Source organism: Halomonas sp. 3F2F, from assembly GCF_014897805.1.
GTDB lineage: Bacteria > Pseudomonadota > Gammaproteobacteria > Pseudomonadales > Halomonadaceae > Vreelandella.
Window position 1 is genome coordinate 1 of sequence record NZ_JABUZE010000166.1, and the last position, 17,644, is coordinate 17,644.

12 protein-coding genes are annotated in these 17,644 nt (G+C 50.7%); 1 reads left to right on the plus strand and 11 read right to left on the minus strand.

Annotated elements, in window-relative coordinates:
- Positions 1-427 precede the first annotated feature (427 nt).
- The 5 genes from glmS to INT21_RS16880 all read right to left on the minus strand — a co-directional run bounded on the left by glmS (position 428) and on the right by INT21_RS16880 (position 7,139).
- Positions 428-2,275 carry a glutamine--fructose-6-phosphate transaminase (isomerizing) gene (gene glmS, locus INT21_RS16860; protein ID WP_193068752.1) on the minus strand — a complete coding sequence of 616 codons (1,848 nt, stop codon included), beginning with the start codon at positions 2,273-2,275 and terminating at the stop codon, positions 428-430.
- Positions 2,276-2,518: 243 nt separating this feature from the next.
- Positions 2,519-3,289: a 3'(2'),5'-bisphosphate nucleotidase CysQ gene (gene cysQ, locus INT21_RS16865; protein ID WP_193085502.1), complete on the minus strand. Its 771-nt coding sequence runs from the start codon at positions 3,287-3,289 to the stop codon at positions 2,519-2,521.
- A 97-nt stretch (positions 3,290-3,386) separates the two neighbouring features.
- On the minus strand, positions 3,387-5,291 hold the full coding sequence (cysN, locus tag INT21_RS16870; protein WP_120386704.1) for a sulfate adenylyltransferase subunit CysN: 1,905 nt from the start codon (positions 5,289-5,291) through the stop codon (positions 3,387-3,389).
- Positions 5,291-6,193, minus strand: coding sequence for a sulfate adenylyltransferase subunit CysD (gene cysD / locus INT21_RS16875; protein WP_193085503.1), 903 nt, complete (start codon positions 6,191-6,193; stop codon positions 5,291-5,293). The genes cysN and cysD overlap by 1 nt, the downstream gene beginning before the upstream one ends.
- 127 nt (positions 6,194-6,320) lie before the next feature.
- The gene (locus tag INT21_RS16880; RefSeq protein WP_193068754.1) at positions 6,321-7,139 is read right to left on the minus strand and encodes a helix-turn-helix domain-containing protein; all 819 of its coding nucleotides are present in this window, start codon (positions 7,137-7,139) and stop codon (positions 6,321-6,323) included.
- 141 nt (positions 7,140-7,280) lie between these two features.
- Between INT21_RS16880 and INT21_RS16885 the strand changes: the two genes are divergently transcribed.
- The gene (locus INT21_RS16885; protein ID WP_193085504.1) at positions 7,281-9,008 is read left to right on the plus strand and encodes an SLC13 family permease; all 1,728 of its coding nucleotides are present in this window, start codon (positions 7,281-7,283) and stop codon (positions 9,006-9,008) included.
- Between the two features lie 73 nt (positions 9,009-9,081).
- Here the strand turns inward: INT21_RS16885 and INT21_RS16890 are convergent, their stop codons facing one another.
- The 6 genes from INT21_RS16890 to INT21_RS16915 form a co-directional block, all read right to left on the minus strand.
- Positions 9,082-9,936 (minus strand): UTP--glucose-1-phosphate uridylyltransferase, encoded by an 855-nt coding sequence (locus tag INT21_RS16890; RefSeq protein ID WP_193085505.1) that lies wholly within the window; start codon positions 9,934-9,936, stop codon positions 9,082-9,084.
- Positions 9,936-11,633 carry a glucose-6-phosphate isomerase gene (gene pgi / locus INT21_RS16895; protein WP_193085506.1) on the minus strand — a complete coding sequence of 566 codons (1,698 nt, stop codon included), beginning with the start codon at positions 11,631-11,633 and terminating at the stop codon, positions 9,936-9,938. The genes INT21_RS16890 and pgi overlap by 1 nt, the downstream gene beginning before the upstream one ends.
- A gap of 327 nt (positions 11,634-11,960) precedes the next feature.
- Entirely contained in the window at positions 11,961-13,613 is a 1,653-nt protein-coding gene (gene pgm / locus INT21_RS20485; protein ID WP_442311441.1) for a phosphoglucomutase (alpha-D-glucose-1,6-bisphosphate-dependent), read from the minus strand.
- Positions 13,614-14,827: 1,214 nt separating this feature from the next.
- Positions 14,828-17,035 (minus strand): glycosyltransferase family 2 protein, encoded by a 2,208-nt coding sequence (locus tag INT21_RS20690; protein WP_193085508.1) that lies wholly within the window; start codon positions 17,033-17,035, stop codon positions 14,828-14,830.
- Positions 17,032-17,493, minus strand: coding sequence for a hypothetical protein (locus INT21_RS16910; protein WP_193085509.1), 462 nt, complete (start codon positions 17,491-17,493; stop codon positions 17,032-17,034). Before INT21_RS16910 ends, INT21_RS20690 begins: the two co-directional genes overlap by 4 nt.
- A gap of 18 nt (positions 17,494-17,511) precedes the next feature.
- Entirely contained in the window at positions 17,512-17,643 is a 132-nt protein-coding gene (locus tag INT21_RS16915) for a transposase domain-containing protein (protein WP_446719054.1), read from the minus strand.
- Position 17,644: the final 1 nt, after the last annotated feature.

The window sequence follows — 17,644 nt, forward strand, 5'->3', positions numbered from 1 at the left end:
AAGCCTCGCTTTATACACCATAACTTATGCGGATTCACTTAGTACTTTTAGCCTGGATTCATAGAATAAGCGCAGCACTTTAGATCACAAGGTAGAGACAGGAGGGCTAGCGCCGGTCCCCTCTCTGTCTTACCTACCAAAACGAACCAGAGCATGAGATCCCGGCAAGGCTCTTCTCGACCCCAAAATATCGGCTCCCCACACAACCGTCATTCCCGAGTGGGGTTATCGGGAATCCACCTTGACCTTACCCGCTGGGACCCCGAATGCCTGAACCAAACTGGATTCCCGCTAAGGGCATGCGGGAATAACAGAACAGCAGACATACGGGAATGACAGAACAGCGGGCATGCGGGGATGATAGAACAGCGGAAATGCCCCACATTCCTACTAAGGCACCTGCAGAGGCGGCTAAGCCGCCCCTGAATTACTCCACGGTGACACTTTTCGCCAAGTTACGTGGCTTGTCTACGTCGGTGCCTTTTACCAGCGCTACGTGGTACGACAACAACTGAAGTGCCACGACATGCAGCACAGGGGAAAGCAAACCGTAGTTTTCCGGCATAACCAGCACATTAATGCCCTCACTTGGCTTAACGGTACTGCCGCCATCGGCAAACACATAAAGCTGACCGCCACGGGCACTCACTTCCTGCATATTGGCTTTTAGCTTTTCTAACAACTCATCGTTAGGCGCCACTACCACCACAGGCATATCAGCATCAACTAATGCTAGCGGGCCGTGTTTCAATTCCCCAGCAGGGTAAGCTTCTGCATGAATATAAGAGATTTCTTTTAGCTTCAGCGCCCCTTCCAATGCAATTGGGAAGTGGCGGCCTCGGCCTAAGAAAAGCGCATGCTGCTTATTAGCAAAATGCTTTGACCACGCCTTGATGCTTGGCTCTAGTGCCAGCACTTTTTTAACCGCGATGGGCAAGTGGCGCAGCTCATCCAGATAAGCTTTTTCATCTGCTTCATCTAGCCGATGATTCGCCTTTGCCAACAAGAGCGTAAGCAAAAATAGTGCGCTGAGCTGAGTAGTGAAAGCTTTCGTAGAGGCAACACCAATTTCCGGGCCAGCACGGGTAATAAAGCGCAACAGTGTTTCACGCACAATGGCAGACTCAGGCACATTACAAATTGCTAACGTATGAATGTGCCCCATTGATTTAGCGTGCTGTAACGCGGCGAGGGTATCAGCGGTTTCACCGGACTGAGAAATAACCACGACGAGCTGATTAGGATTCGCTACGCTTTGGCGATAACGGTATTCACTGGCAATTTCGACATTGCACGGGATACCGGCCACTTGCTCAATCCAGTACTTAGCCGTCATACCCGCATAGCTAGACGTACCACAGGCCAGGATCAATACGGAATCAACCTGCTCAAAAACACCTTGCGCTTCTGCGCCAAAAATACCCGGCTGCAACTGACCTGCGCCGCTCAGCATTTCCAGCGTATTCCCCAACGCTTGTGGCTGCTCAAATATCTCTTTTTGCATGTAGTGATTAAACTCACCTAACTCAACTGCATTCGCAGCAAGGCTAGAGGTAATCACTTCCCGCTGAGCGGGCTGACCAAGCGCATCGACTAATGTGATCGAGTCACGCGTTAGGCGCGCCACATCACCATTTTCCAGGTACATCATCTTCTGGGTGACCGACAGCAGCGCCGAGGCATCTGAAGCGGCATAGTGGCCGTCATCAGCAATACCTAACATCAGCGGCGAACCTTCACGAGCCACGACTAAGCAACCTGGTTCTTCTTCGCTTATCACCGCCAGCGCGAAAGCACCATGCAAATGCGCCACGGCACAACGCACAGCAGAAAAAAGATTTTCGGCTGGTTCGCCAATCTCGCCTTTAAAGCACGCTTGAATCAGGTGGGCAATGGTTTCAGTGTCGGTGTCTGAAGTGAACTCGTACCCTAACCCCTGAAGCTTTTCACGTAGGGTTTCATAGTTTTCAATGATGCCGTTATGCACCACCGCCAAGCCACTCGAAATATGTGGATGAGCGTTACGTTCAGCAGGAACACCGTGAGTTGCCCAACGGGTATGAGCAATGCCCACTTTCCCCTCAACTCCCTCCTCTTCAACGCGGGCTTCAAGAACTGACACTCGCCCCTTGGCGCGGGCACGCGATAGCGTACCAGAGTCACTTAGCACAGCTAACCCAGCAGAGTCATAGCCACGGTATTCAAGTACTTTCAAGCCTGAAAGCAAAAACGGGGTACATTCCATTGCGCCAATGGCGCCAACGATTCCGCACATACTCAATCCTTTAATAACGACTTATAACGACGATGGCTTTCATCGTATGTAAAGAGCCATGTGCAAAGAACCATTTGCAAAACACAACTAGCAAAGGGCCATTTGCAGAGAGCTATTTACAAAGACCCGTCATAGCGAGCATCCCGTGAACTGGCTCTTCTTAAAGGGGAGCATATTACACTCCCCCGTAGCTCAGAGTCTTTAAAGCTCGGTCTTCAAAGCTCGGTCTTTAAAACATGGCCTTCATACATTTCCCCAAACAACAAAATACGGATTAAGCTTTTCGCTGGGGTTGGCGTAGCTAAGCGGTTTACCCTCTAGCGTTTCAACTCGGCCACCCGCTTGAAGCACGACCGCATGAGCGGCGCCAGTATCCCAAAGACAGGTAGGGCCTAAACGAGGATAAGCATCGGCCTTACCTTCTGCAATTAAGCATAGTTTAAGCGAACTGCCCATGGGCAACATTTCGTGCTCACCTAGCTTTTCAAGCCACGCTGCCAAGTCCGGGCTGGGATGCGAGCGACTACCCACAACACGCCAAGTGGAAGCAGCTTCCGGCTCGCCCGCAACACGAATCTCATGGCGTTCGCCATTCGCTTCCACTTTAAATGCACCTAAACCTTCAGCGGCAACATAAGCGGTTTCAAGCGCCGGAGCGGTAACAACGCCCAACACGGGCTTACCGTTTTCAATCAGCGCAATATTAACGGTGAACTCACCGTTACGCTTGATAAACTCTTTAGTCCCGTCAAGCGGGTCTACCAACCAATAGCGGCCATTGCCGTCTACCCCGGCAAAGCCTTCTGCGTCTTCTTCAGAGAGTATAGGCAACTGTAAAGAAAGCGCCTGCAAGCCGCTTACAATCACATGGTGAGCAGCTTGATCCGCTTCAGTTAATGGGCTTTTGTCTTCTTTTTCTTCCACGCTAAATTCGCGTGCATAAACCGCCATAATGGCATCGCCCGCTTCACGAGCAATACGTTCCACAGAATCCAATAACGCTTGATCAATCATTTTGTCATTTCCTTATGATTAAGCCACCAAACAACGACCGGCTGCTTGGTGGCTTATCAGTATTTACATTACGTGTTTAACCTACACTGCATGGAAATCAGCTAATTAGGCCACGCTCACGCAACGTCTTAATCACGCTATCAGCCGCTTCTTCGGCACTCATTTCTGAGGTCTTCAGATGAACATCTGGCGACTCAGGTGCTTCATACGTTGAATCAATGCCTGTGAAGTTTTTCAGCTCACCTCGACGGGCCTTTTTATAAAGACCTTTAGGATCACGAGCTTCTACTACATTTAGCGGTGCATCTACGAAAATCTCGATGAATTCACCTGCTTCCAGCAAATCTCGCGCTAGTTGACGTTCGCTACGGAAAGGCGAAATAAACGCGGACATAACGATCAACCCAGCATCAACCATCAGCTTGGCAGTTTCCGCTACGCGACGCACGTTTTCAACGCGATCAGCATCAGTAAAGCCTAAGTCACGATTTAAACCATGACGAACGTTATCACCGTCCAGTAAGTAGGTATGCTGGCCCTGGGTAAATAGCTTTTTCTCAACCAGGTTAGCGATCGTTGATTTGCCAGCACCAGAAAGGCCTGTAAACCATAGAACTGCCGGTTTCTGGCCCTTCGCCAACGCACGTGCCTGCTTATCAATATCCACATGTTGCATATGAATATTCTGGCTACGACGAAGGGCAAAATGCAGCATACCTGCACCCACCGTATTATTCGTCATACGGTCAATCAGGATGAAGCCACCGGTATCGTGGTTATCTTGATAAGCATCAAAAGCAACCGCACGGTTGAGGCTAATCGTACAGACACCAATGCCGTTCAAATCAAGCTGTTTGCCAGCCGTGTGTTCCAGCGTATTAACGTTAACCTGATATTTAATATCAGTAACGGTCGCTGACACCATCTGGGTGCCTAGCTTCATTAAGTAAGGGCGACCAGGCAGCAGCGGCGCCTCATGCATCCACACCAACGTTGTCTCGAACTGATCAGCCGTATGAGCAGGCTGCTCTACACCGGAGATGACATCGCCCCGGGAGATATCAATTTCATCTTCCAGCAACAGTGTTACCGATTGGCCTGCCACCGCCTCGTCCAAGTCACCATCAAAGGTGTAGATGCGTGACACAGTGCTGGTTTTACCAGAAGGCTGAACACGAATCTGATCGCCAGGGCGAACAACGCCGCTTGATACCATGCCACTGAAACCACGGAAATCCAGGTTAGGACGGTTTACCCACTGCACTGGCATCCGGAAGGGTGAACGCTGCAAATGCTCGGCATCAAGCTCTACGGTTTCCAAATAGCCCATCAGCGTCGTGCCGTGATACCAAGGCATGTGCGGGCTTGGCTCAATAACGTTATCGCCTTTCAATGCTGACATGGGGATAAACGTAATGTTTTCCAAACCGAGCTGTTTGGCAAACGTACGGTACTCTTCAACGATCTGGTCGAAACGCGCTTTAGAGTAATCTACCAAGTCCATTTTATTGATGGCAACGACGACATGCCGCATACCCATCAATGACATTAAAAAACTGTGGCGACGCGTCTGCGTTAAAATTCCATGGCGCGCATCAACCATCAAAATAGCAGCGTCTGCCGTGGAAGCACCGGTCACCATGTTACGGGTGTACTGCTCATGCCCAGGCGTATCAGCAACAATAAACTTGCGCTTTTCGGTGGAGAAAAAGCGATACGCCACATCGATAGTGATGCCTTGCTCGCGCTCTGCTGCCAAGCCATCAACCAGCAGCGCGAAGTCCATATCGCCGCCCTGAGTACCGAACTTTTTAGAGTCAGCTTCAATAGCAGCCAGCTGATCTTCAAAGAGCAGCTTGGATTCAAACAGCAAGCGGCCAATCAGGGTGCTTTTACCGTCATCGACGCTGCCGCAAGTAATAAAGCGCAGCAGGCCTTTGTGCTCATGAGCCTTCAAATAACCTTCGATATCTTCGGCAATCAGTTCAGATGAGTGCGACATTAGAAATACCCCTCTTGCTTTTTCTTCTCCATGGACGCTGCGCTGTCATGATCAATCACACGCCCCTGACGCTCAGAGGTCTTAGTCAGCAGCATCTCTTGGATAATGGCTGGCAGCGTATCGGCATCAGACTCCACCGCCCCTGTTAGGGGGTAGCAGCCAAGCGTGCGGAAACGAACCTTACGCATCATCGGGACTTCACCCGGCTCCAGCGGCATGCGCTCATCATCCACCATGATCAACGCACCGTCACGCTCAACCACAGGGCGCTCTGCCGAGTAGTAAAGCGGCACAATGGGAATATTCTGCAGATGGATATACTGCCAGATATCCAGCTCAGTCCAGTTAGAGATGGGGAACACGCGAATAGACTCTTTAGGGTTCTTGCGCGTGTTGTACAGCTTCCACAGCTCAGGACGCTGATTTTTCGGGTCCCAACGGTGTTGAGCAGAACGAAAAGAGAACACACGCTCTTTAGCACGAGACTTCTCTTCATCACGACGAGCACCGCCAAAGGCCGCATCGAACCCGTACTTATCAAGTGCTTGCTTCAGGCCTTCGGTTTTCATCACATCGGTATGAATCGCCGAGCCATGCGTAAACGGGTTAATGTCCTTCTCAATGCCTTCTGGGTTGATATGCACCAGAAGATCCATACCAATCTCTTCGGCCATTTTGTCGCGGAATTCATACATCGCACGGAATTTCCAGCGCGTATCCACGTGTAACAATGGAAACGGCGGCGGCCCAGGCGCAAACGCCTTACGTGCCAGGTGCAGCATGACCGCAGAGTCTTTACCTACGGAATAAAGCATTACCGGGTTTTCGGCCTCGGCGACCACTTCGCGCATAATCTGGATGCTTTCCGCTTCCAGTCGCTGTAAATGGGTGAGTGATGTCATCATCTTTCCCGACGTTGTGTTAAAAACTGTTTTCAAGTGGTCGCTCGCAGCACCGCCTTAAAAACCCTGCAAAATTAGCAGCATGTTGATGCTGAATAACGATTTACCTTGCTTACCTCAGGTGCTGTTAGGCACTAAGCGCTAAATTAGCAGGCACAGGCACTAGACAAAACGGCGTCTGCTGCGCCAACCAATCGGTAATTTCAGGGCTAGCGGTTAGCAACGCTCCCTGAAACACCAGCACCTTCACGCCATTGGCGTTCAAGGCAGCAAATACAGATAGATATGCCTGGGCGTCTGGCGGGCTTTCAAAGCAGCGCATCAGCAAACGGCCTCTCGACCCATGCAAATAAATCTGGAACAGCGACTTCGTAGGATGAGCAACATGTCGAACGCCCCCCTGCCACCGCTGGTCAGCCTCTTTCAGCTTATTGAAGCGCGGAGCTACTGCGGTTCGAAACCAGCGACCCTGTTGTGAGCGCTGCGTTGCTAAGGCACTTAGTTTCCAAGGCTCATGCTTTAGCCCCTGCGCTTCCCACCAATGTTCAATGGCCCGCTGAGAGAGCACAACACCATTCTGAATAGCCAACCACTCGGCTAATCCGGCACTGCTCCAGCCTGGCTCAATCAAATGCGGCGTCTCTTCTGCCCATTGGCTTGGAACTTGATCTGATACTTGAGCAGGTTGTTGAAAAAGCGCCTGCCACAATAACGATTGAACATCCGCACTAAGCACGTTTGCCTGACCTTTTAACCGCCCACGTGGCTTAACAGGAACAGCCGCCCACCCGCCTTCACGAAAGGCTTTCCACGCTGCCGAAACAGTAGGCGCTGACAACCCTGTTTGTTGACTGACCACCGCGACGGTGTAGCCATCTAAGCGTAGCTGAACAGCCTGCTTACGACGCGCATTCAACAATTCAGGCGATAAATGTTTAGTGCTCAATATATCTTTTAACCTTTTGATTTTTAAAAAATATTTATCATTGGAAAATACTATTTAAAGCAATTATTAGACACCATCATAAAAGCCTGCGTAAAATCCAGCAAGCACCTAGCGTATTTTTTGGTTTTATAAGGACCCACAATGACTCCCTGGGCCGTTTTATTTTCAATTACTGTTTTGCTCGTCCTACTAATCAGCGGCAAGGTTAAGCCTGCGATTGCCTTTGTTACACTTGCAGGCCTGTTTTTGCTGTTTGGGTTTGTTGATACCAGCACGTTGCTAATGCAATACACCAACCCCGCCTTGGCTACGCTACTCTTACTACTATTGGTATCACTTGCATTAGAGCGCTCGCCACTGCTGGACTGGCTTTCCCGCCACTTACTCAAAGGCCACCCCCGCTTAGCCACGGCTCGGCTAATGGGCAGCACCGCGGTGCTTTCTGCATTTTTGAACAACACCGCAGTCGTTGCGGCATTTTTAGGGGCTATTTCCCGCCAACAGCGCATTGCACCATCACGGCTATTAATTCCGCTTTCCTACGCCTCGGTTTTAGGAGGGATCACTACGCTGGTAGGCACATCCACTAACTTGGTGGTGAACTCATTTAATCTTAGCGCCAGCGGTAGTGAGCTAGGCATGTTTCAATTCAGTTTAGTGGGCGTGCCTGTCGCATTAATTACGCTATGTATACTGCTATGGCGGGCGAATGCCCTACCTCACCATCGCTTGGAAGACACCGACGAAAAGCTCTCCTACTTTCTTGCTGCCGATGTAGAAGCTGACTCACCGATGATTGGCAAAAGTATTGAAGAGAACGGATTAAGAAGCCTAAATGGGCTTTATCTATTAGAAATTGAACGTCAAGGCCGCCTAATCAGCCCGGTTGCGCCAGAAGAACGCCTTCAAGCGGCCGATACGCTCGTGTTTACTGGAGAAGTGAGCAAAGTTCAGGCACTACAACGCTTTCCTGGGCTCAATCTATTTGGCCATCAAGCCGATAACCTACTCGCCACCAATTTGGTAGAAGTGGTTATTTCCCACGAATCAGAACTTTCCAGCAAAACCCTACAGGACGTCGATTTCCGCAGTATGTTTAGTGCAGGGGTTGTCGGCATACGCCGTGGCGGTAAACGCCTGGAGGGTCAGCTTGGCAAAATCCCCCTGCGGGTGGGCGATTGCCTGCTCCTGGCTGTGAGTGCCGACTTTCGTCAACACCGCAATATAGACCGTAACTTCCATCTGCTCAGTGGCAGTTTCACACGCCCGCAGCTCACGCGAAAAGAGAGCGCTATTACCCTGGGCGGGTTTGCAACGGTTATCGCACTGGCGACGGCCAACTTGCTGCCGCTTTTTCATGGCTTGCTACTGTTGCTAGGGGGCCTATTGCTATTAAAAGTGATTAGCCTGGCAGAATTACGCCGCCGCTTTCCGTTTGAGCTTTGGCTGATCATTGGTTCTGCATTGGGAATAGCGCAAGCGTTAGAAAACTCAGGTGCCGCCGCTGTTCTGGCAGGGGGAATGCAGTGGATGTTTAGCGGTTACGGCGTTTACGCTGCTTTTATTGGCTGCTATCTATTAACGCTCTTGTTAACCGAAACAGTCACCAATAACGCTGCTGCCGCCCTAGCCTTTCCTATAGCCTGGAGCACCGCCCAAGCCTTTGGTGTCGACCCCTTGCCATTTGTGATGGCAGTTGCCTACGGTGCCAGCGCCTGCTTTTTAATTCCCTTTGGCTATCAGACCCACCTGATGGTGTATTCCCCAGGGCGCTACAAGATGACTGACTTTTTCAAGATCGGCTTACCGGTTAGCCTTACCTACTCAGCCGCGGTCTTAGTGATTACCCCAATGGTGTTTCCTTTTTGAGCACGCCCAAACAAAAAAGCCGCTGCAGTATGAACTGAGCGGCTTTTATAGTCTTCGTCTTACGGCTAGCGATTTACACCTCGTAACCCGCTTCGCGGGCGAGCGTGGTATTGGCTTTTAACCAGCCTTCGATATGCCCACAATCAAAGGTGCGACCATGCATACGGAACGCTTGCACGGTTTTGCCTTCCTGCATCAACCGATCAATCGCATCGGTCAACTGAATTTCATTACCCGCACCGGGGGGCTGGTCACGCAGCAACTCCATAATGCGATACGGCAGCACATAGCGGCCAATCACCGAAAGGCGTGAAGGCGCTTCTTCAGGCGCTGGCTTCTCTACCACACCACGCATATCGGCACTTTCACCGGCGGCTGGCTCGTCACAATCAACAATGCCGTAGCGGTAGACCTCTTCCTGAGGCACGGCTTCAACCATGATTTGCGAGGCGCTATTAGCCTCCCAGCGCTCTACCATGCTGCCCAAATCACAGGCTGTACTACCCACCTGCGGTTTCACCAACACGTCAGGCAGAATAACGGCAAATGGCTCATCTTTATCTAACAGGTGCGCGGCGCAGAAAATAGCGTGGCCCAAGCCTTTGGCATTGGGTTGACGAACGCTGGTTACTTTAAGCTGCTTCGGAGAAATAGCCGACAGCGTCTCTAACAACGCATCCTTGCCTTTGCTCGCTAATGAGTGCTCAAGCTCGAAATGGGCATCAAAATGGTCTTCGATAGCAGATTTACCTGCCCGGGTGACCAAAATAATTTCATTAATTCCCGCCGCCAGCGCCTCTTCCACCACATGCTGAATAAGCGGACGATCCACAACGGGCACCATCTCCTTAGGGATCGCTTTGCTGATGGGCAGCAGGCGTGTGCCAAAACCAGCCACCGGAATAATCGCTTTGCGCACTTGAGTCATTAACTACTTCCTTTATCGTTTCGTTGCTTACGCCACTCATTCACTTTATGCAGCAGTTGAGCAGTACTCGGATCTTCTACATTTTGATGCTCAACCGGCTCATTTGCCAACGTTTGGTACAGGCTTGTTGCCAATCGTTTTCCAAGCTCGACCCCTGGCTGATCGAAAGGGTTTAAATTCCATAATACCGACTGAACAAAGACCTTGTGTTCGTAAAGCGCCAACAAGGCACCAATCGACCACGCATCAAGTGTCTTTAACAGTACAACAGAATTGGGCTGATTGCCCCGATACCCTTGAGCCATATAACCACGAAGCACTGGAGGAATCGCATCATCACCCAACGCAAATAGCTGCGATTGCGCCAAACAGTGGGCTAAGGTTAGCTGCTCCTGGGCTTCCAGTGCACGGCTTACTTTTTCACAGGCCGCCACTGGGCGCTGTGTAACCGCCACAAAATCAGCACTCACCGTGTGGCTACCTTGATGCAAAAGTTGGTAAAACGCATGCTGGCCATTAGGCCCCACATCTCCCCATAAAATGGGGCATGTTGCATGGGAGACAGAACGCCCATCCAGGCCAACACTCTTACCGTTAGATTCCATTTCTAACTGTTGCAAATACGCGGCTAAGCTTTTTAGACGGCCATCATAAGGAAGCACCGCATGGGTAGGGATGTTTAAAAACTGAGAGTTCCAGGCCCCTACCAAGGCCATCAATACTGGTAAATTTGATGCTAACGGCGCCTCCAGAAAGTGCTTATCCATGGCATGCGCCCCTTCTAGTAGCGCATCAAAGCACTCCAAACCAAGCTGCATCGCTACACTTATTCCAATAGGCGACCACAGCGAAAAGCGACCACCGATCCACTCCTTGAACACCAACTGCTGCGATTCAGGAATACCAAACTCGGTCATCTTTTCAGGCTTAGATGACACACCAATCAACTGATAACGACAAACGGTCGCTTCATCAACCTCTAGTGCGTGGCTTAACCAAGCAAGCGCCGTACGAACGTTAAACTGAGTATCTGCGGTAGTGAAGGATTTGGAGGCCAGTACCAATAGCGTGGTCGCAGGGTTTAAGCACTCCATTAAGGGCAGCAGCTGCGCGCCATCCATCGTGGAAACATAATGTACATTCACTTTAGTAATACTGGGGCGATCTGCTAACGCTTCACTGATCAGTTTTGGCCCCAAATCAGAGCCACCTACGCCAATATGCACTATATCAGTGATTGCTTGCCCGGTAGCACCGTACCATTTACCGTTATGAACGCGCTCCACCATCTCCGCCATACGCGCACGCTGGTGTTGGCAAAAGGCGGCCGCGCTCTCCATCCCCTCGGGAGGTGTTTCTCTGCTCGGCCACCTTGCCGCCATGTGCAGGGCAGCACGCCTTTCAGACGTATTGACCTGCTCACCAGCAAACAATGCCTGCTGTTTAGCAGTTAACCCACAGCTTTCTGCCCATGCCGTTAAAAGCTCGATGGTTTCAGTCGTTAAACGCTGCTTACTCAAATCAATATGCAGGCTGCCAAACGTAAACGCTAATGCATTAGCACGTTGCTGGGCAGCAGTAGAACTACCACCTAACAAGTCACTTAACGACTGTGCCTGAAGATGCTCGGCATGCACATGCAACTCACTTACGGGGGTATATACGCGTGGAGTGGCGCTCGATAGCGGAGAGTTCATGGGTGTCTTCCTTGAAAAATTAAGGGGTGACGTGATAACTGTACGAAGCAAAAGCCACGCCAGCCCCACCCTCTTTACATTCAACGCGAGAGTTTACAATAGGATGACAAAGAATTGTTAAGTATGAGTAGCAATCTCGTACTCCGATGGTCAAACTCCAGCACCGCTTCGCGCTGCTTTTGCGGGTGTGCTGGCCCAGGTTGAAGAGCCTCAATCATCGCGAGCTTAAGCTCCCACCCACAAGGTACCGTGCCGCTGTTCTATTGTAGAAGGCCGATTTACCGGTGGTCCGACATCCCGGCGATGGCGGCGTAGCCGCCTCGCTGTTTACCCCTTAAGCACACTAGAAAGCAGCGTAGTGGCACTATCAATCAGTTCATCTAAATGCTGCGGGCCTTTAAAGCTTTCAGCGTACACTTTATAGAGCGATTCAGTACCGCTTGGGCGCGCAGCAAACCAGCCATTGTCAGTGGTTACCTTCAAACCACCAATGGCCTCTCCATTGCCCGGCGCATTAACCAACACCGCGGTAATCCGGTCACCGGCTAGCATGGTTTCAGTAACGCTGTTAGCGCTAAGCTTTTTAAAGGCCGCTTTTTCTTCTGCTGTACAGGCAGTATCCACACGCTTGTAGAATGGCTCACCAAAGCGCTCGGTTAAGGAACGGTAGTATTCACTAGGTGTTTTCCCAGTGACTGCGGTGATTTCAGCGGCTAACAAGCAAAGCGCAATGCCGTCTTTATCAGTAGACCAAGCCTTTCCATCGCGCGTTAATAAGCTCGCCCCAGCACTCTCTTCACCACCGAAGGCAAGCCACCCCTGGTGCAGCCCTTCAACAAACCACTTAAAGCCAACCGGTACTTCATAGAGTTCACGATGATGGGCAGCCACAACCCTATCTATCATCGAAGAAGACACCAGCGTCTTACCGATGTTGAGTGTTTCCGCCCACTCAGGTCGATGGCCAATCAAATAGTCCACGCACACTGCTAAAAAGTGGTTTGGGTTCATTAAGCCATTGGCATCAACAATGCCGTGACGATCAGCGTCAGGGTCGTTGCCAAAAGCGAGATCAAAGCGATCTTTGATCTTTAACAAGTTAGCCATGGCATCAGGGCTAGAGCAATCCATACGAATCTTACCGTCGTGATCCAGTGGCATAAAACCAAAGCTGGCATCGACAGACGTATTGACCACCTCAAGATTCAAGCCATAGTGTTCAGCCACTGCCTGCCATACTGGCAAGGCGGTACCGCCCATCGGGTCGACACCCAACGTGAGATTGGCTTTTTGAATAGCCGCCATATCCACTACGTTGCCCAGCTGAGCCACATAATGGGCCGTGAAATCGTACGCTTGCGCATGCGCCAACGCCTGCTCTAGCGGAACCGGAGATATGTCACATAACTGTCGTAGCAAATAGGCATTGGCGCGAAGCTCAATCCATTTTGTTGCTTCGGTATCCGCTGGCCCGCCATGCGACGGATTGTACTTAATACCGCCATCTTCAGGTGGATTATGGGAAGGCGTAATAATCAAGCCATCAGCCAATGCAGCGACTGGTGCTGTTAGGTCATTAATGTGGTTATGCTGCAAGATCGCTCGACTTACAAGCGGCGTGGCCGTAATACCATTATCTTTTTCAATGAATACAGGCACCTTATTGGCGGCTAACACCTGCAAGGCACACTCCCAGGCAGGCTTTGAAAGTGCGTGAGTATCATAGCCAAGGAACATAGGGCCTTGGTAACCTGCCTCAGTCCGGTAATCTACTACAGCTTGAGTAATCGCAAAAATGTGTGCCGCGTTAAAGGTGCGATCTGTGGCACGCCCTCGGTGGCCCGAGGTTCCAAATGCTACACGCTCTTTTGCGATGTTGGCATCTGGAGTTTCATCAAAAAACGCCTTAACGATGGCATCCATTCTACTTGCTCCCTCATCTACATTTGATTGGTTCGCGCGCGCCTGCCAAAACCTTATGGCACGCTGCGGATTACCGATTTCACTGGCGTCTTTCGCGGCTTGCTGCGCCATTTTAGCCGTTGCGGCAGGATTATTAAGCAGCTGCTCAATAGCAGCTTGCCAAGCCTCTGGGTCATCCTCCACTAACAGCCCATTAATCCCATCATTTACCACGTCGGTATAAGGATAACGGTTAGAGTAGACGCCCACCCCACCCATCGCAGCAATATCCAGAAACTTAATAAACGACTTGCCCTGATTAAAGGGCGTATTTAATAACGGCGCCAAACCAATGTGCAGCTTACACTTAGCCTGATAACTGCGAAAAGCGTGCCAAGGTAGCGGGTCTGGTGCCAAAACATTGGGTAATTCTACCAAGGCGCTTGGCGTATGCTTACCCAGCATCAGCTCAAGCTGTGTGTCGTCGCGAGTGTACTGAATAGCCTGCAACGCAGGAGCAATGTGCATTAAGTCATTCAGGTGCGCTCGAGTACCGTGGAAACCGATTCGCCACGGTGCCGAAGCTGACGGAAATGACTCAAAGTGGGTCTTCATTGGCAGCGTAGCGATAAGAGGCGGCGTTAAGACGGATACACACGAGTGATGAGGACGAAAACGCTCAGCCAACACATCGCTGCACGCAATTACTTCATTGCTTAATGCCATTAAGCGGGACTGAAGCTTAGCAACGCGCGCCATACGTTTTCGGTAAGCTGGCGGCAACGTAGTGTCATTGGCGGCCGCCCCAATATCATCATCAATTAGATAACCGATATAGCCAAATGCTTGGCGATGCCGTTCTAGCCAGCGCAGCCAGCCCAACGGCAGCGAGCGACATAGCAACACATTTGCGCCAGCATACTGGTGTAAAAAAGAGCGGCCATGACGCCAAGCCGCACCAAAAGAGCGCGAAGCAACAGCGCGCTCAATCGTTGCCTCCTGTCCTCGCAGCGCTGAAGCTGCTGATTCAAGAAAGTAGATATCTTCTGTTGGCAGGCCACCATCGCTAAGCACGACCCACGAAGCGTGGCTATTCACCATTACATCCCTTTAAACGCGATAAATAAGGAGCCGCTCGCGCCCCCAACACCGTTGCCGCGGCCTTCACAGGTGAGCTAACGCTTACGCCGAGCTACAAAACCTATAGATTCAATACATGGGTAGCGCGTGGTAACGAATCTCGCGAGGAACGAGCGAATGAGGCACCCGCGAAAGACAGCTCTCATCATCAATTACCTTAACGAAAAATCTTCATGCGCTAACGTAAGATTAGAATTGTAAGCGGGATCACTATCTAACAGCGGCCCCCACTGCTCTCGCATATAGCGCGCTTCTTTCAATGCACGCGCCCGCTTTTTGGGCGTATCATCAGCCCCGCGCGAAATAGACTCGTGGTGGTAGAGCTCTGCATAGGGTGTCCACAAATTACGCAAACCAAGCTCGTGGACTTTCAAACACAAATCCACATCATTATAAGCAACCGTTAGATCTACCTCATTCAAACCGCCCACTTTCTCAAACACTTCGCGGCGAAGTAGCAAACAGGCAGCCGTGACCGCGGTTAGATTTTGAACAAGCTGTAAACGCCCCGCATAGCCTTCCTCATCTTGCTGAAAAAAGCGGTGTGCATGTCCAGCAACGCCACCTAAGCCTAAGATAACGCCACCGTGCTGAACTGTACCGTTGGGATAGTATAGCTTCGCGCCTACGCACCCCACTTCAGGGCGGGATGCTTGGCTGACCATTTCTGTTAGCCATTCGCCATCGATAGGCTCTACATCATTATTGATCAAGCCAATGATGTCGCCATTTGAATGCTTAGCACCGAAATTATTTATCGCAGAATAATTAAACTCATGGTTCCAACGTAGTACTTTTACCCGCGCATCGCGTTGCTCTACTTCGTCCATATAAGCTAGCGTTTTAGTACAGCTAGACTGGTTATCCAGAATCAGCAACTCAAAGTGCCGATAGTCGGTTCGCTCCAGAATAGCATCCACACATGGCTTGAGTATCTCGACGCCATCCCGAGTCGGCACAAGCAAACTAACAAGAGGCTGGGGGGAAGGCACCGGCCACATCACTCGCGCAGAATTAGCAACCCGCCCCGGAGTCACTTGAGCTAAACAACGTCGCTCTGCGAAATTCTGGCGCACGACAGACGCATAATCCTCAGAGGGCCGCAGTGCTAAAGAAGATTCCCCATGGAAAAGTATGCGTCCAATATGTTCAATTTTTTCAATTTTTTGAGACAGTACATTAAGCGCCAACGTCGCTTTCCAACTTCCCACCGCCCCATCACATGGCAAACCGCCGGAGGGCATCAACTGTGTCAGCTTATCACCACGCACCCATATTGCATTGCCAACATAAGGCTGAGAGAGCAATAAATCAGGGTTCCATTGTGGTTTAAACAGCGGGGAATGACGCATGCCATCGTCATCTAGCTCGTCTTCATCGCTGTACAACAGTTCAGCATCTGCATATCCTGCCAAGGTGTACAGTGCATGCTTAGCCAACCGATCTCCAGGACGCAGAATAGCGACCCACGTCGATGAGGAGAGCGAAGAAGAGAGTGGCGCAGCTTGCTTGTCCAGCACCGTAATACGTGGGTCTTCAACAGCAAGCCGATCAAGGTAATGGCGTACGTCCTCAGCACAGTCAGCAGCAAGCAACAGCACTGCCTTCCAATTATCAATTAACTGATCTTGAAGACTGGTTAGCGTGCGCTCAACAGAACCAACCTGATGAGTCTCCGCCACAGGAATATAAAAATGGTATTCACCAACTAGCTGGCGCTCTTGAAGACTCGTGCAATTTTCCTTAGCAACTGGCTTGCCTTCGAACTCACGAACCCACAACCGATAGTTCCGGCGCGAACACAAACTGATATAGGTGGATTCATACTCACGAATTGCCGTTCTACGCCACGACTCACCGCGTACTTTCGCACGCTGCCGCACAATATCGCTCGCCTCTTGCGGGGTGATATCGCGATAGTCCTGATGAATATTAATCAAACGCTGTAGCAAACGGTCACGTGCAAACGCTGGCGATACCCAGACAAGGCGAAAATGCGTTATTGAAAAATGGCCTTTCGCATTCATCGGCCTAAACGTGATGCGCTTGACTCCCCATGGCACATGAACCAACCGTTTGCTCAACTTACCAACGCGTAAGGGCATGTCAATATTGAAGGTACGCTTTCCTGCCTCAAACCGAAAACTAGCCGCGACGGAAGTGACCGAACGGTCAACCATCAGCTCAATCATATACCAGCCAGGTAAATAAATAGTTTGCTGGGCGGAGAACTCCATTGACTCGTTTAATGCCTCCCAGCGGTGATGGTAAGGGTCCCAAACAACATTTTTCTCAGGTGCTAACACCCTTTTGAAAAAAAGCTTACCCATCACTATCTGCATATTTGCTGCTGTTGTCACGTGTTAAACCACCCTGCCGGAAGACAGTCATTCCATTTTTCTAACCCCCAGCTCACTAACTCAGCGCGGCCAGCGGGCATGCGTTCACCAAATGCACGGGTGTTTTCTTCCATGCTTGCGCCTTCTAATTTCTCAAGAAAAGTAGCTTGCAAAGACCACGTTAATTGCGGAGCCCTCACCATAAAACGTGCGTTAGTTTGCACTAAAATACACTGGGCAGCGACCGAGCGTACCAGCGATGCATCGACATTGCCCGCGCTGTGCACAAAGACAACACGCCGAAAAGCTCTCACTAAAAATGGAAACATCGTATAGCTAGACGAAGCACCAAATACTAAACAGCACTGATCAAGAAATGCATCACTATTTTCCCACACAATGACACGCCCAAAGTTGGGCAGGCCATTGTCGTAGCGTTTAAGTTCCCGATGATCAAACGAGTTAAGCGTAAGCGCCATTAAACCGCCCCACTTGCCCTAACCGTATTGAGCCACTTTTTTTGAAGCAGGCAGCTCTGCATTCCAGGGTAAGAGAGCTTCCAGCTGTTCGAGGGTAACTGCATCACCGATGTGCGTCAGCACATGATGGATGTAAGCCGACGGCTCCAGT

What these genes read in the sequence shown, in the direction of transcription:
- glmS (WP_193068752.1), bottom strand. Translation starts at nt 2,275, where the DNA reads ATGTGCGGAATCGTTGGCGCCATTGGCGCAATGGAATGTACCCCGTTT.
- cysQ (WP_193085502.1), bottom strand. Translation starts at nt 3,289, where the DNA reads ATGATTGATCAAGCGTTATTGGATTCTGTGGAACGTATTGCTCGTGAA.
- cysN (WP_120386704.1), bottom strand. Translation starts at nt 5,291, where the DNA reads ATGTCGCACTCATCTGAACTGATTGCCGAAGATATCGAAGGTTATTTG.
- cysD (WP_193085503.1), bottom strand. Translation starts at nt 6,193, where the DNA reads ATGACATCACTCACCCATTTACAGCGACTGGAAGCGGAAAGCATCCAG.
- INT21_RS16885 (WP_193085504.1), top strand. Translation starts at nt 7,281, where the DNA reads ATGACTCCCTGGGCCGTTTTATTTTCAATTACTGTTTTGCTCGTCCTA.
- INT21_RS16890 (WP_193085505.1), bottom strand. Translation starts at nt 9,936, where the DNA reads ATGACTCAAGTGCGCAAAGCGATTATTCCGGTGGCTGGTTTTGGCACA.
- pgi (WP_193085506.1), bottom strand. Translation starts at nt 11,633, where the DNA reads ATGAACTCTCCGCTATCGAGCGCCACTCCACGCGTATATACCCCCGTA.
- INT21_RS16910 (WP_193085509.1), bottom strand. Translation starts at nt 17,493, where the DNA reads ATGGCGCTTACGCTTAACTCGTTTGATCATCGGGAACTTAAACGCTAC.